11 protein-coding genes are annotated in these 14,269 nt (G+C 72.5%); 6 read left to right on the forward strand and 5 right to left on the reverse strand.

The window, feature by feature from the left end:
* Window positions 1-325: 325 nt before the first annotated feature.
* Both rsgA and aroA read right to left on the reverse strand, forming a co-directional pair.
* Entirely contained in the window at window positions 326-1,417 is a 1,092-nt protein-coding gene (rsgA, locus tag QQK26_RS00535; RefSeq protein ID WP_284228962.1) for a ribosome small subunit-dependent GTPase A, read from the reverse strand.
* 7 nt (window positions 1,418-1,424) lie between these two features.
* The gene (gene aroA, locus QQK26_RS00540) at window positions 1,425-2,828 is read right to left on the reverse strand and encodes a 3-phosphoshikimate 1-carboxyvinyltransferase (protein ID WP_284228964.1); all 1,404 of its coding nucleotides are present in this window, start codon (window positions 2,826-2,828) and stop codon (window positions 1,425-1,427) included.
* Window positions 2,829-2,872: 44 nt separating this feature from the next.
* On the opposite strand from aroA, the gene QQK26_RS00545 reads away from it, so the two are divergent.
* Both QQK26_RS00545 and QQK26_RS00550 read left to right on the forward strand, forming a co-directional pair.
* Window positions 2,873-3,580, forward strand: coding sequence for a sigma-70 family RNA polymerase sigma factor (locus tag QQK26_RS00545; protein ID WP_431308022.1), 708 nt, complete (start codon window positions 2,873-2,875; stop codon window positions 3,578-3,580).
* Window positions 3,577-3,819: an anti-sigma factor family protein gene (locus QQK26_RS00550; protein WP_284228968.1), complete on the forward strand. Its 243-nt coding sequence runs from the start codon at window positions 3,577-3,579 to the stop codon at window positions 3,817-3,819. Before QQK26_RS00545 ends, QQK26_RS00550 begins: the two co-directional genes overlap by 4 nt.
* A gap of 64 nt (window positions 3,820-3,883) precedes the next feature.
* On the opposite strand, the gene QQK26_RS00555 is transcribed toward QQK26_RS00550, so the two are convergent.
* Entirely contained in the window at window positions 3,884-7,582 is a 3,699-nt protein-coding gene (locus tag QQK26_RS00555) for a multifunctional oxoglutarate decarboxylase/oxoglutarate dehydrogenase thiamine pyrophosphate-binding subunit/dihydrolipoyllysine-residue succinyltransferase subunit (RefSeq protein WP_284228970.1), read from the reverse strand.
* Window positions 7,583-7,748: 166 nt separating this feature from the next.
* On the opposite strand from QQK26_RS00555, the gene guaB1 reads away from it, so the two are divergent.
* The 4 genes from guaB1 (at window position 7,749) to QQK26_RS00575 (ending at window position 12,613) form a co-directional block, all read left to right on the forward strand.
* Window positions 7,749-9,188 carry a GMP reductase gene (gene guaB1 / locus QQK26_RS00560; RefSeq protein ID WP_284228972.1) on the forward strand — a complete coding sequence of 480 codons (1,440 nt, stop codon included), beginning with the start codon at window positions 7,749-7,751 and terminating at the stop codon, window positions 9,186-9,188.
* Between the two features lie 136 nt (window positions 9,189-9,324).
* On the forward strand, window positions 9,325-10,623 hold the full coding sequence (locus QQK26_RS00565; RefSeq protein WP_284234368.1) for a hemolysin family protein: 1,299 nt from the start codon (window positions 9,325-9,327) through the stop codon (window positions 10,621-10,623).
* Entirely contained in the window at window positions 10,620-11,657 is a 1,038-nt protein-coding gene (locus QQK26_RS00570) for a hemolysin family protein (RefSeq protein WP_284228974.1), read from the forward strand. Before QQK26_RS00565 ends, QQK26_RS00570 begins: the two co-directional genes overlap by 4 nt.
* Window positions 11,658-11,743: 86 nt before the next feature.
* Window positions 11,744-12,613, forward strand: a complete 870-nt coding sequence (locus tag QQK26_RS00575; protein WP_284228976.1) for an ADP-dependent NAD(P)H-hydrate dehydratase — start codon at window positions 11,744-11,746, stop codon at window positions 12,611-12,613.
* Window positions 12,614-12,653: 40 nt separating this feature from the next.
* Here the strand turns inward: QQK26_RS00575 and QQK26_RS00580 are convergent, their stop codons facing one another.
* Both QQK26_RS00580 and QQK26_RS00585 read right to left on the reverse strand, forming a co-directional pair.
* Window positions 12,654-13,391: an amino acid ABC transporter ATP-binding protein gene (locus QQK26_RS00580; protein WP_284228977.1), complete on the reverse strand. Its 738-nt coding sequence runs from the start codon at window positions 13,389-13,391 to the stop codon at window positions 12,654-12,656.
* Complete coding sequence (locus tag QQK26_RS00585) at window positions 13,388-14,263, reverse strand: amino acid ABC transporter permease (RefSeq protein ID WP_284228981.1); 876 nt, start codon at window positions 14,261-14,263, stop codon at window positions 13,388-13,390. Before QQK26_RS00585 ends, QQK26_RS00580 begins: the two co-directional genes overlap by 4 nt.
* Between the last annotated feature and the right edge of the window lie 6 nt (window positions 14,264-14,269).

Raw genomic sequence — 14,269 nt, forward strand, 5'->3', positions numbered from 1 at the left:
GCGCCTACCGCACCGCGGCGTACCCAGGCGCACCGCACCGCACCGCAGCGCTCCGGCGCGCGTTCGGCCGGCGGACCGTGACCCGCGCCGCGGGATGACGGCCGGCCGCACCGCCCAGCGATGCCGTACGCGAACGTCAGCGCAGCACGCGGACCGATACCGCGCTGTCGCTGCGGTACTGCGCTGTACGAGACGGGGCACATCCCCGGCGCCGCACCGCCCGCGCTGTCGCCGCGGTACTGCGCTGCCGACCGGACCCGCGCCTACGCCGCACCACCCGCGCTCCCGCACCGGTACTGCGCAACCCGCCGGCCCCAGCGCGCGCCTACGCCTCGGGACGCTCCGTGCCCTCCAGCCCCGCGGCCGGGTCCTCGCCCAGCGCGCTGAGCAGCTTGCGCAGCGAGGCGAGCCGCTCGCGGCCGAGGTCGCCGAGCTCCCCGGCCTCGACGCGCTCGATGATCTCCCAGTCGTGCGCCTGCGCGAGCGGCACCTCCTGCTCCGGGGCGCCCTCGGGCACGATCGCGGTCGCGGCGAAGGAGCGCAGCACGCTCGCCGGGTCGACGTGGCCGAGGCCGAAGGAGCGCACGCCGGGGGTGTCGATGATCCAGCCGCTGCGACCATCCGCTCCCCGCATGCGCAGCGAGACGGTGGAGGAGGACGTGTGCCGGCCCCGCCCGGTGACGGCGTTGACCCGCCCGATGGCGCGCTTGGCGCTCGGCACGAGCGCGTTGACGAGCGTCGACTTGCCCACGCCCGAGTGCCCCACCGCCACCGTGGTGCGGCCGAGCAGCAGACGCTCGAGCTCGGCGCGCGGCACCTCGCCCTGCGCGCTCGTGACGACGGGCACGTCGAGGCAGGAGAACTGGTGCGCGAAGGCGGCGGGGTCCGCGAGGTCGGCCTTGGTGATGCAGAGGATCGGCTGGATGCCCGCGTCGAACGCCGCCACGAGGTAGCGATCGACGAGCCGGGCGCGCGGTTCCGGGTTCGCTGCGGCGACCACGATGAGCATCTGGTCGGCGTTCGCGACGATGACCCGCTCGACGTCGTCGCTGTCGTCCGCGCTGCGGCGCAGCAGGGTGCTGCGCTGGCGGATGCGCACGGCGCGGGCGAGGGTGCCCTCGTCGCCGCTGACGTCGCCGACGAGGTCGACCCGGTCGCCGGTGACGATCGACTGCCGCCCGAGCTCGCGAGCCCGGGTCGCGGTGAGCTCGCGCTCGTCGTGCCGCCCCTCGGCGACCAGCACCGAGTAGCGGCCGCGGTCGACGCCGAGCACCCGGGCCTCGACCGCGTCGTCGTGCTCCGGGCGCAGCTTCGACCGGGGCTTGCTGCCCTTCGGGTTCGGACGGATGCGCACCGCATCCTCGTAGCGCTCGTAGCCGGAGGCGCCGTCGTCGTCGCCGTCGTCCCACCAGCTCATGGGCGGCTCAGAACGCCAGACCGCTCGTGGGCGCGGGGGCCTCGCCGAGCATCCGCTTCCACAGCTCGGGGAACTGCGGGAGCGTCTTCGAGGTCGTGCGGATGTCCTCGATCTCGACGCCCGGCACCGCCAGCCCGATGATCGCGCCGGCCGTCGCCATGCGGTGGTCCTCGTAGGTTCGCCAGAGGCCGCCCGCGAGCGGGCGCGGCTCGATCGCCAGGCCGTCCTCGAGCTCGGTCACGGCGCCGCCGAGCCCGTTGATCTCGGCGGCGAGGGCCGCGAGACGGTCGGTCTCGTGTCCGCGCAGGTGGCCGATGCCGGTGATGCGGCTGGGGCCGCCGGCCAGCGCGGCGAGCGCGACGATCGCGGGAGCCAGCTCGCCGCCGCGGCTGAGGTCGAGGTCGATGCCGGGCAGGGGGCCGCCGTCGCGCAGTCCGCGCGCCTCGACCGTGAGGTCCGCACCCTCGCGGCGCACCTCGGCGCCGAAGAGCGGCAGCAGCTGCTCGAGGTCGGCGCCCACCTGGGTGGTCGAGGCCGGCCAGCGCTCGATGGTCACGGTGCCGCCGGCGACGATCGCCGCGGCCAGGAACGGCGCGGCGTTGGAGAGGTCCGGCTCGATGCGCACGTCGAGACCGCTGATCGCACCGGGCTGCACGACCCAGAGGCCGACCTCGGGCGATTCGACGACGACGCCGCGCGCCGCGAGCGCGGCGATGGTCATCTCGATGTGCGGCAGGCTCGGCAGGTGCTCGCCGACGTGGCGCAGGGTGAGCCCCTCGTCGAAGCGAGCGGCGGCGAGCAGCAGGCCGGAGACGAACTGGCTCGAGGCGCTCGCGTCGATCTGCACCTCGCCGCCGCGCACCGAACCGGTGCCGAAGAGGCTGAACGGCAGTGCTCCGCGACCGTCGTCGGTGACGTCGGCGCCCACCGCGCGCAGCGACTCGATGGTCGTGCGCATCGGGCGTCGGCGGGCCGACTCGTCGCCGTCGAAGGCGACGGGGCCGAGCGCGAGCGCGGCGACGGGCGGCAGGAAGCGCATGACGGTGCCGGCGAGGCCGCAGTCGATCGAGGTCGAGCCCGTCAGCTCCTCGGGCGGCGTGACGAGCAGATCGGGGCCGTAGCCGCCCTCGCCCTCGCGCTCCTCGATGGAGACGTCCAGGTTGCGCAGCGCCTCGATCATGAGCGCGCTGTCGCGGGAGTGCAGGGGCTCGCGCAGCAGCGAGGGCGCGTCCGCGAGCGCGGCGAGCACGAGCTCGCGATTGGTCAGCGACTTCGAGCCCGGCAGCGGCAGGACCGCCGCGAGCGGGGTCCCGGCGACGGGCGCCATCCAGCGCCCCGTGTCGAGGCTGCCCGCGGCGCGCTGGTCGCCGTAGGGGTCGAACTCGGGCTCGGAATATTGCTGAATGGGCATCGGTTCACAGACTACGGGAGAGAGCGGAGGACGAGCGGATGAGCATGGTGCTGGACGCCCCGGTGCGCGCCGATGACGCGGGTCTAGGCTGGGCCGCGATGAACCACGACACCGCAGTACCCGTGGAGGACCCGCGCGGCGAGGACGGCGAGCGCGAGACCGAGCTCGACGACGCGACCCTGCGCCGTCTCTTCGAGGAGCAGGCGCTGCCCTTCATGGACCAGCTCTACGCGGCGGGGATGCGCATGACGCGCAACCCGGCCGACGCCGCCGACCTCGTGCAGGAGACCTTCGTGAAGGCGTTCACCGCCTTCCGCCAGTTCCAGCAGGGCACGAACCTCAAGGCGTGGCTGTACCGCATCCTCACGAACACCTTCATCAACTCGTACCGCAAGAAGCAGCGCGACCCGTACCAGGGCACCATCGACGAGCTCGAGGATTGGCAGCTCGGCGGCGCCGAGTCGGCGACCGCATCGACCGGGCGCTCCGCCGAGGCCGAGGCGATCGACCACCTGCCCGACAGCACCGTCAAGGACGCGCTGCAGTCGATCCCCGAGGACTTCCGTCTGGCGGTGTACCTCGCCGACGTCGAGGGCTTCGCCTACCAGGAGATCGCCGACATCATGAAGACCCCCGTCGGCACCGTGATGAGCCGTCTGCACCGTGGCCGGAAGCTGCTGCGCGAGCGGCTGGCGGGGTACGCACGCGAACGGGGCATCCAGGTGCCCGAGAAGACCGGAGGCAAGCGATGAGCGACTGCGGCTGCGAGAAGGCCAAGGCCGAGCTCGAGGAGTACCTGCACCAGGAGCTCAGCGAGCAGGACTTCCAGGACATCACGGAGCACCTCGCGCACTGCGACGACTGCAGCACGGAGCACCTCGTGGGGATCGCCCTCACCGAGAAGATGCGCAAGGCGTGCCGCGAGCAGGCGCCCGCCGAGCTGCGCCAGGCCGTCGAGCTGAAGCTGCGCTCGCTCACCGCGAAGCAGTAGCGCACCCGCCGACCGACGACGAAGGCCCCGCCGGAGCGGGGCCTTCGTCGTTCGCGGGAGCGGATCAGGCGAGCGCGCGCTCCACGAGATCCTTCTGCTCCTGCGCGTGCCGCTTCGCGGAGCCGGCGGCCGGGGAGGCCGCGGCGGGACGGCAGACGACGTCCACGTGGCGGGCGCCCTCCGAGCGGTCGAGCTGGAAGTGGATGAACGGCCACGCGCCCTGGTTCTCGGGCTCGTCCTGCACCCAGACGACCTCCGCCGACTCCGGGTACGTCGCGAGGATCGCGCGGAACTCGTCGCGGGGGATCGGGTAGTACTGCTCGAGGCGCACGAGCGCGACCGAGCGGTCGTCGCGCTTGTCGAGCTCGCCGCGCAGGTCGTAGTGCACCTTGCCCGAGTGCAGCAGCACCTTGCGCACGGCGCTCTTGTCGGTGATGCGGTCGTCGTCGATCACCGGCTGGAAGCGGCCCTCGGTGAAGTCCTCCACCGCGCTGGTCGCGCCGCGCAGGCGCAGCATCGACTTCGGCGTGAAGACGACGAGCGGACGCCGCGGGCGGGCGTAGGCCTGCCGCCGCAGCAGGTGGAAGTACGAGGCGGGGGTCGAGGGCTGGGCCACCGTCATGTTGTTCTCGGCGCAGAGCTGCAGGTAGCGCTCGATGCGCGCCGACGAGTGGTCCGGGCCCTGGCCCTCGTAGCCGTGCGGCAGCAGCAGCACGACGCTCGAGCGCTGCGCCCACTTCTGCTCCGCCGACGAGATGAACTCGTCGACGACCGTCTGGGCGCCGTTCGCGAAGTCGCCGAACTGCGCCTCCCACAGCACCAGCGCATCCGCCCGCTCCACGGAGTAGCCGTACTCGAAGGCCATCGCCGCGTACTCGCTGAGCAGCGAGTCGTAGATCCAGAAGCGCCCCTGCTCGTCGGCGAGGTTGCCGAGGGGCAGCCACTCCTGACCGTTCTCGCGGTCGTGCAGCACCGCGTGGCGCTGCACGAAGGTGCCGCGGCGCGAGTCCTGGCCCGACATGCGCACCGGGGTGCCCTCGAGCAGCAGGGAGCCCAGCGCGAGCAGCTCGCCGAAGCCCCAGTCGATGCCGCCGCTGCGGCTCATGTCGACGCGCTTCCTGAGCAGCGCCTGCAGCTTCGGATGCACGGAGAAGCCGGCGGGCGGGTTGTCGTGCGCGTCGCCGATCGCCTCCACGACGCCGCGGTCGACCTTCGTCTCGAAGGCCGCGGTGTCGGCCTCCGCCTGCTGCGCGTCGGGGCGCTCGAGGTCGGCCACGGAGTCGCCGGTGACGACGGGGATCGAGCCCGTCTGCGCCGCGTGCGTCTCCGCGAAGGCGCGCTCGAGGCGCTCCTGGAAGTCGCGGTGCACGTTCTCGTACTCCTCGCGCGTGATGTCCTCGCGGCCCACCAGGTTCTCGGTGTAGAGGGTCCGCACGCTGCGCTTCGCCTCGATGAGGTTGTACATCAGCGGCTGCGTCATCGAGGGGTCGTCGCCCTCGTTGTGGCCGCGTCGGCGGTAGCAGACGAGGTCGATGACGACGTCGCGCTTGAACTGCTGCCGGTAGGCGAACGCCATCTCGGCCACGCGCACCACGGCCTCGGGGTCGTCGCCGTTCACGTGGAAGATCGGCGCCTGGATGGCCTTGGCCACGTCGGTCGAGTAGACCGAGGAGCGGCTCTCGTTCGGCGGGGTCGTGAACCCGACCTGGTTGTTGACGACCAGGTGCACGGTGCCGCCGGTGCGGTACCCGCGCAGCTGCGACATCTGCAGGGTCTCGAAGACCACGCCCTGTCCGGCCATGGCCGCGTCGCCGTGCAGCAGCACGGGCAGCACGGGGAACGTGCCGGGGGCCTTGCGGTCCTGCTTGGCGCGCACGATGCCCTCGAGCACGCCGTCGACGGCCTCGAGGTGCGAGGGGTTCGCGGCGAGGTACACGGGAACCTGCTTGCCGGAGGGGCTCGTGAAGGTGCCCTCGGTGCCGAGGTGGTACTTCACGTCGCCGGAGCCCTGCACGGTGCGCGGGTCCTGCGTGCCCTCGAACTCGCGGAAGATCTGCGCGTAGGTCTTGCCCGCGATGTTCGTGAGCACGTTGAGGCGGCCGCGGTGCGGCATGCCGATGGCGACCTCGTCGAGCTGCTCCTCGGCGGAGGCCTGGACGATCGCGTCGAGGAACGCGATCGTCGACTCGCCGCCCTCGAGGCTGAAGCGCTTCTGGCCGACGTACTTGGTCTGCAGGAAGGTCTCGAAGGCCTCGGCCTCGTTCAGCTTGCCGAGGATGCGCAGCTGCTCGTCGTGGCTGGGCTTCTCGTAGGGCACCTCGACGTGCTCCTGGATCCAGCGCCGCTGCTCCGGGTCCTGGATGTGCATGAACTCGACGCCGATCGTGCGGCAGTACGAGTCGCGCAGGATGCCGAGGATCTCGCGCAGCTTGGCCTGCCGCTTGCCGGCAAAGCCGCCGACCACGAACTCGCGGTCGAGGTCCCAGAAGGTCAGCCCGTGGCTCTCGATCTCGAGGTCCGGGTGGCTGCGCTGGCGGTACTCGAGCGGGTCGATGTCGGCCATGAGGTGGCCGCGCACGCGGTAGCTGTTGATGAGCTCCTGCACCCGGCTGGTCTTCGACACCCGCGCCGAGAGGTCGACGTTGATGTCCTGGCTCCAGTGGATCGGAGCGTAGGGGATGCGCAGCGCCGAGAAGATGCCCTCGTAGAAGCCGCGCGCGCCGGTGAGCAGCTCGTGCACCTTCTTGAGGAACTCGCCGCTGCCGGCGCCCTGGATGACCCGGTGGTCGTAGGTGGAGGTGAGCGTGATCGTCTTGCCGATGCCGAGCTCGACGAGCGTCTTGGTCGAGGAGCCCTGGAACTCGGCCGGGTACTCGAGCGCGCCGGCGCCGATGATGCTGCCCTGGCCGCGCATGAGGCGCGGTACCGAGTGCACGGTGCCGATGCCGCCGGGATTGGTCAGCGAGATGGTCGTGCCGGCGAAGTCGTCGCCGGTCAGCTTGTTGGCCCGGGCCTTCTTGACGAGCGCCTCGTACGCGGCGAGGAACTCGCCGAAGCCGAGGGTGTCGGCCTGCTTGATGCTCGGCACGAGCAGCGCGCGGGTGCCGTCGGGCTTGGGGATGTCGATCGCCAGGCCCATGTTCACGTGAGCGGGCTGCACCGCGGCCGGCTTGCCGTCGACCTCGTCGTAGTAGACGTTCTGGCTCGGGAACTCCTTGAGCGCCTGCACCAGCGCCCAGCCGATGAGGTGGGTGAAGGAGACCTTGCCGCCGCGCGTGCGCTGCAGGTGGTTGTTGATGACGATGCGGTTGTCGATCATCAGCTTCGCCGGCACGGTGCGCACGCTCGTCGCGGTCGGCACGGTGAGGCTCGCGTCCATGTTCGCGGCGAGGGCCTTGCTCATGCCCTTGAGCACGGTCACGACGTCCTCGGGGCCCTCGCTGGGCGCATCCGCCTCCGGCTTCGCGGTCGAGACGGGAGCCGTCTTCGGCGCCTCGGCCGGGATCGGCTTCTCCTTGGGCTGGACGGAGGTGGTCCTCGCCACCGGCTGCGTCGCCGGTGCGGTGGCCGAGGCGGGCGGGCCGGCGGGCGGGGGAGCGGATGCGGCGGAGGGGCCTCCCGAGCCGTACTGCTCGAGGATCGGCCACCATGATCGGTCGACCGAGTCCCGGTCGTCCTTGAAGCGCTCGTACATCTCCTCGACGAGCCATTCGTTCGCGCCGAACTCCCCGTCGGGAGCCTCACCGGTCTTCTGGTCGGACAAGCCGATCGCCCACTCTCCTGTTGCCTGACGCAACGTCGTCGTCTGGTGGTGGAAGCACGGCCGCAGCCGTGCGGGAATACCTCGTCCAGCCTAGGGGTTGGCGGCTCCGCGCCCGTTCAGGAAACCGCCCCTTGCGCGCAGCGGTCGAAAGTATGAGCGTGGGAGCATGCAGTTCATCGGGACGGCGCCGTCGCACGATCTGACCTACTCGGACGTGTTCCTCGTACCGAGCCGATCGACCGTCCGGAGCAGGCTCGACGTCTCCCTCGCGCCCGGCGACGGCACCGGTGCCACGCTGCCCCTGGTCTCGGCCAACATGAACTCGGTCACGGGACCGCGGCTCGCGGCCGCCCTGGCCCGTCGCGGCGGCCTGGGCGTGCTGCCGCAGGACATGCCGCTGCAGGATCTCGACGCAGCCATCCGCTGGGTCAAGGAGCAGCCGGTCGCCTTCGACACCCCCGTCGCCTTCGGGCCGGAGGCCTCCGTCGCCGATGCGCTCGCGGTGCTGCCGCCCGTCGACGGCCACGGCCTCGTGGTGCTCGATGCGCACGGCGCCTTCCTCGGCTGCATGGCGGCGACCCGGCTCGCGCACGCCCAGCCCGACGCCCAGCTCGTCGACCTGCTGCACGGCAGCCTCACCGCCTTCGAGGAGGAGGACCTCGGCGACGGCCGGCACGCCTTCGACACGATGGTCGCCGCGGAGCTCGACTACGCGCCGGTGCTGCGCCACGGGCACCTCATCGGCACCATCAGCCGCACCGGTGCCCTGCGCTCGACGATCTACGAACCGGCGGTCGACGCGCACGGCCGTCTGCGGGTCGCCGCCGCGATCGGCATCAACGGCGACGTCGCCGCGAAGGCCTCGGCGCTCGCCGCGGCCGGCGTCGACGTGCTCGTGCTCGACACCGCCCACGGGCACCAGGAGGGCATGCTCGCGGCCATCCGCACCGTGAAGGCGCTGCGGCTCGGCGTGCCGATCGTCGCGGGCAACGTCGTCACCGAGCACGCCGTGCGCAACCTCGTGGAGGCGGGCGCCGACATCCTCAAGGTCGGCGTCGGCCCGGGCGCGATGTGCACCACCCGCATGATGACCGCCGTGGGCCGCCCGCAGTTCTCGGCCGTGCTCGAGACGGCGGCCGCGGCGCGCGAGCTCGGCGCCCATGTGTGGGCCGACGGCGGGGTGCGCTACCCCCGCGACGTGGCCCTCGCACTCGCCGCCGGCGCCGCCAGCGTGATGGTCGGCTCCTGGTTCGCGGGCACCATCGAGGCGCCCGGTCGGCTGGAAGCGGATGCGGACGGCCGCCTCTTCAAGCAGAGCTGGGGCATGGCCTCCACGAAGGCCGTGCAGGAGCGTTTCGGACGCCTGGACGCCTTCGAGCTCGCCCGCCGCACCCTCTTCGCCGAGGGCATCTCGAGCTCGCGCATCTACCTCAACCCGCTGCGCCCCTCGCTCGAGGACCTGCTCGACATGATCACCTCGGGCGTGCGCAGCAGCCTGACCTACGCGGGTGCCCGGGACCTCGCCGAGTTCCACGAGCGCGCCGTCGTCGGCACCCAGTCGGCCGCCGGCTACGAGGAGGGCAAGGCGCTGCCGGTCTCCTGGTAGCGAACCGCCTGCCGCGGCGGCTCCGCCGCGAGTACGATCGGAGGTCCCATGGACGATCCTCCCAGTACCGCGACGCCTCGATCGGCGCGCCCCCTCCAGCCGATGAGGGGAGGCCGCGGTGTCCACTGAGTGGATCATGCTGATCGTGGGCGTCGTCCTCACGATCGGCACCGGCCTCTTCGTGGCGAGCGAGTTCTCGCTCGTCAACCTCGACCGCTCCGACCTCGAGCAGCGCCAGGAGCGCGGCGAGCGCCGGCTCGGTCCCGTGATCGGCGCCCTGCGGATCACCTCGACCCACCTGTCGAGCGCGCAGCTCGGCATCACCCTCACGACCCTGCTGACGGGCTACACGCTCGAGCCGGCGATCAGCGCGTGGCTGCGGCCCGTGGTGGAGCTGCTCGGCGTGCCCGAGGCGGTGGCGACCGTGGTCGCCGTCGTGCTCGCGGTGACGCTCGCCACACTGCTGTCGATGATCGTGGGCGAGCTGGTGCCGAAGAACTTCGCGCTCGCGCTGCCGCGGCAGACCGCGAAGCTCGTCATCCCGTTCCAGGTGCTGTTCACCACGGTCTTCAAGCCGATCATCGCGCTGCTCAACAACTCGGCCAACGCACTGCTGCGCGCCATCGGCATCGAGCCGAAGGAGGAGCTCAGCGGCGCGCGCACCGCCGACGAGCTGAGCTCGCTCGTGCGCCGTTCGGCCACCGTCGGCACGCTCGAGGCCGACACGGCCACGCTGCTCGAGCGCACCATCGCCTTCTCGGAGCTCAGCGCCGCCGACGTCATGACGCCCCGCCCGCGGGTGATCAGCGTGGAGCGCGGCGCGAGCGTCGACACGGTCATCGAGCTCGCCACCCGCACCGGCTTCTCCCGCTTCCCGGTCGTCGACGAGGACCGCGACGACGTGGTCGGCCTCGTGCACGTCAAGCAGGCCGTCTCGGTGCCGCGCGAGAAGCGCGCCGAGGTGCCCGTCGGCGCCATCGAGACCGAGGCGCTGCGCGTGCCCGAGACGATGGGCCTGGACGGCCTGCTCGCCGAGCTGCGCGGCCGCGGGTACCAGATGGCCGTCGTGGTCGACGAGTACGGCGGCACCGCCGGCGTCGCCACGCTGGAGGACCTCGTCGAGGAGCTGATCGGCGAGGTCGCCGACGAGCACGACCGCGCCCGCGTCGACGTGGTCCGCTCGCGCGACTGGCTGACCTTCCCGGGCGGGCTCCGCCCCGACGAGCTGCTCGACCGCGCCGGCGTGACCGTGCCGGAGGAGGGTCCGTACGAGACCGTCGCCGGCTACGTGATGGCCGAGCTCGGCCGCATCCCGGCCGTCGGCGACGAGGTCGTGCTGGAGGCCGGCCGCCTGCGCGTCGAGCGGATGGACGGCCGTCGCGTGGACCGCATCCGCTGGACCCCATCATCCGAGACGACGGAGGCGACCCGATGAGCGACTGGGCTGGACTGGCCTGGCTCGTGGTGCTGCTCGCCGCGAACGCCTTCTTCGTCGGCGCGGAGTTCGCCGTCATCTCGGCGAAGCGCTCCCAGATCGAGCCTCGAGCGGAGGCGGGCGGCAAGGCCGCAAAGACCGCGCTGTGGGCCATGGAGCACGCGACCCTCATGCTGGCGACCAGCCAGCTGGGCATCACCGTGTGCTCGCTGCTGATCCTCAACGTCTCCGAGCCCGCGCTGCACCACCTGCTCGAGGTGCCGCTCGCGCTGACCGGTCTGCCGGAGGCCGCGATCGGCGGCATCGCCTTCGCGATGGCGCTGGTGATCGTCTCCTACCTGCACGTCGTGCTCGGCGAGATGGTGCCGAAGAACCTGTCGTTCTCGGTGCCGGACCGCGCGGTGCTCATCCTCGCCCCGCCCCTGGTGTTCATCGCCCGCGCCCTCAAGCCGGTCATCTGGTCGCTCAACGCGATCGCGAACACCGTGCTGCGCGCGTTCAAGGTGGAGCCGAAGGACGAGGCGAACAGCTCGTTCACCCTCGACGAGGTGGCCACGATCGTGAGCCACTCGACGAAGGAGGGCGTGCTGACGGATGCGTCGGGCGCGCTCATGAACGCGTTCGAGTTCACGGAGAAGAAGGTCGCCGACGTGGCCCTGGGTCTGGAGACGCTCGTGACGCTCGACGAGGCGGCGACACCGGCCGAGGTCGAGCGGGCGGTGGCCCAGCACGGCTTCTCGCGCTACGTGCTCGTGCGCGAGGACGGCGAGCCGAGCGGCTACGTGCACCTGAAGGACGTCATCGACCTCGACGAGGACGAGTACGACGACCCGGTGCCGCCGAAGCGCATCCGGCAGCTCGTGTCCATCTACGCCGGCAGCGAGCTCGAGGACGGTCTCGCCACGATGCGCCGCCTCGGCGTGCACGTCGCGCGCGTCTTCGATCAGGAGGGCACGACCACGGGCGTCATCTTCCTCGAGGACGTGCTCGAGGAGCTCGTCGGCGAGGTGCAGGACGCCACCCGCCGTCGCTGAGCGGAGCGAGCGGCGGCGAGCGGATGCGGCCTGGACGCGGCCGGGGAGCAGGCGCGCCGCATCCGCTCGCTCGCTAGCGTGAGCGCATGAGCAGCGCCGACGTGACCGTGCCCTTCCGCAGCTGGAGCGCCGAGCGCGCGGCCGCGTGGATCCGCGTGCCCGCGCGGGACGACCACAAGTACACGCGCGGCGTGCTGGGCGTGGTGAGCGGGTCGCGCCGCTACCCGGGCGCCGCGGTGCTCGGCGTCGAGGCGGCGCTGCACACGGGCCTCGGCATGGTGCGCTACCTCGGCCCTCGCACGGTCGGCGACGCGGTGCTGGCGCGGAGGCCCGAGGCGGTCACGAGCGACGGCCGCGTCCAGGCGTGGCTGCTCGGCTCGGGGCAGGACCCCGCGGACCGCGGCAAGGCGACCGCCAGGCGTCTCGACGCGGCCATCGCCGACGGCCGCCCGCTCGTCGTCGACGCCGGCGCGCTCGACCTGCTGCCGCGCGCATCCGCCCCCGTCGTCATGACGCCGCACCACGGCGAGCTCTCGGCGCTGCTCGGCAGCCGCGGCATCGACGCCCCGCGCGAGGCCATCGACGCCGACCCGGACGGCTGGGCGCGCGCGGCCGCCCGCGAGCTGGGGGCCGCGGTGCTGCTCAAGGGGCCGGTCACCTGGGCCGCGGCACCGGGCGGCGAGCTGCTGCGCATCGCGGGCGGTCCGGCCTGGCTCGGCACGGCTGGTGCCGGCGACGCCCTGGCCGGGGTGCTCGGCGCGCTGCTCGCCGGGCACGGCGACCGGGTGCTCGACGACCCCACCGCGCTCGCGCCGATCGCGGCGACCGCCTCCTGGGTGCACACCCGCGCGGCCGAGCTGGCGAGCGCGGCGAACGGCGGCGGTCCCTTCACGATCCTCGGCCTGGTGGAGCGGCTGCCGCACGCGGTCGGCGAGCTCGCCGCGCTCGGCCGCTGAGCAGCGGCGAGCGCCCCCGGCGGTGCGCCGCGCTCGCTCGCTAGCCCAGGAAGCGCGCCAGGAAGGCGCACGTGCGCTCCTCGCGCGGCGCCGCGAAGACCTCGGCGGGCGGGCCCTGCTCGACGATCACGCCGCCGTCGAGGAAGACCACGCGGTGCGCGACGTCGCGCGCGAAGGCCATCTCGTGGGTGGCCATGAGGATCGTGGTGCCGCCCTCGGCGAGGGTGCGCACGAGGTCGAGCACCTCGCCGACGAGCTCCGGGTCGAGGGCGCTGGTGATCTCGTCGAGCAGCAGCAGCTCCGGCTCGGTCGCGAGCGCCCGCGCGATGGCGACGCGCTGCTGCTGGCCGCCGGAGAGCCGATCGGGGAAGTCGTCGGCCTTGTGCGCCAGCCCCACGCGGTCGAGCAGCTCGAGCCCGCGGGACTTCGCCCGGGCGCGCGGCACGCGGTGCACGTGCCGCGCGGCGAGCGTCACGTTGTCGATCACACTGAGGTGCGGGAACAGGTTGAACTGCTGGAACACCGTGCCGATGCGCGAGCGGATGCGGTCCGCATCCGTCCGGGGATCGGCGATGTCGTCGCCGCGCAGCTCGATGACGCCGTCGTCGATCGTTTCCAGGAGGTTGACGGTGCGCAGCAGGGTCGACTTGCCCGATCCGCTCGCGCCGATGAGCGCGACCACCTCGTGCGCGTGCAGCTCGAGGTCGATGCCGCGCAGCACCTCGTGCTCGCCGAAGGACTTGCGCAGGCCGGTGAGGCGCAGCAGGGGCGCGCTCATACGACCGCCCCCATCTGCTCGCGGCGGCGCACCCGCGCCGTGTACCAGTCCGTCAGCCGCACGGTCGGGATCGCCAGCAGCACGAAGAGCACGCCGGCCACGACGTACGGGGTGAAGTTGAAGCTCGCCGCGGTGGCGATCTGCGCGCTGCGCACCGCGTCGACGGCGCCGAGCACGGAGATCAGCCCGACGTCCTTCTGGAGGGCGACGAAGTCGTTCATGAGCGCCGGGGTCACCTTGCGCACGGCCTGCGGGATCACGACGAGGCGCAGGGTCTTCGCGTGGCTGAGGCCCATCGCGCGGGCGGCGAGCCGCTGCGACGGGTGCACGGCCTCGATGCCGGCGCGGAACACCTCCGACACGTAGGCCGAGTAGGTGAGCACGAGCGCGGCCGTGCCGAGCACCTCGCCGGGGATGAAGTCGTCGGTGATGCGCAGGCCGGGGATGCCGAAGCCGACCAGGTAGAGCACCAGGATCAGCGGCACCCCGCGGAACACGTCGGTGTAGGCGGCGGCGAGGAAGCGGATGGGGAAGAACACCGGCCCGCGCAGCGTGCGCAGCAGCGCGATGGCGAGCCCGACGATCAGCACGAGCACGGAGGCGATCGCGAGCACCCGCAGGTTGAGCAGGAAGCCCTCGGCGACGGCCGGGAACGCCCGGACCGCGTGCTCCCAGCTGAAGAAGGTCTCCTGCACGCGAGGCCAGCCCGGGGTGTTCGCGAGGGTGATCCACATGACCACGGCGAAGGCGACCGTGCTCAGCGCGGCGACGAGCACCGAGCGCTGCTGCCGCCCGCGACGGTACGCCCGGCGGCCCAGCTCGACCTCGCTGAGGTCGGCCGGGCCGCCGGGTTCGCGCAGGAGCCTGCTCACGCGCTG

The sequence above is a fragment of the Arenivirga flava genome (genome assembly GCF_030161575.1).
Classification (GTDB): Bacteria; Actinomycetota; Actinomycetes; order Actinomycetales; family Microbacteriaceae; genus Arenivirga; species Arenivirga flava.

Excerpts from the sequence above, each read along its gene's own strand:
- rsgA (WP_284228962.1), bottom strand. The coding sequence starts at position 1,417 with ATGAGCTGGTGGGACGACGGCGACGACGACGGCGCCTCCGGCTACGAG.
- aroA (WP_284228964.1), bottom strand. The coding sequence starts at position 2,828 with ATGCCCATTCAGCAATATTCCGAGCCCGAGTTCGACCCCTACGGCGAC.
- QQK26_RS00545 (WP_431308022.1), top strand. The coding sequence starts at position 2,873 with ATGGTGCTGGACGCCCCGGTGCGCGCCGATGACGCGGGTCTAGGCTGG.
- QQK26_RS00550 (WP_284228968.1), top strand. The coding sequence starts at position 3,577 with ATGAGCGACTGCGGCTGCGAGAAGGCCAAGGCCGAGCTCGAGGAGTAC.
- guaB1 (WP_284228972.1), top strand. The coding sequence starts at position 7,749 with ATGCAGTTCATCGGGACGGCGCCGTCGCACGATCTGACCTACTCGGAC.
- QQK26_RS00565 (WP_284234368.1), top strand. The coding sequence starts at position 9,325 with ATGCTGATCGTGGGCGTCGTCCTCACGATCGGCACCGGCCTCTTCGTG.
- QQK26_RS00570 (WP_284228974.1), top strand. The coding sequence starts at position 10,620 with ATGAGCGACTGGGCTGGACTGGCCTGGCTCGTGGTGCTGCTCGCCGCG.
- QQK26_RS00575 (WP_284228976.1), top strand. The coding sequence starts at position 11,744 with ATGAGCAGCGCCGACGTGACCGTGCCCTTCCGCAGCTGGAGCGCCGAG.
- QQK26_RS00580 (WP_284228977.1), bottom strand. The coding sequence starts at position 13,391 with ATGAGCGCGCCCCTGCTGCGCCTCACCGGCCTGCGCAAGTCCTTCGGC.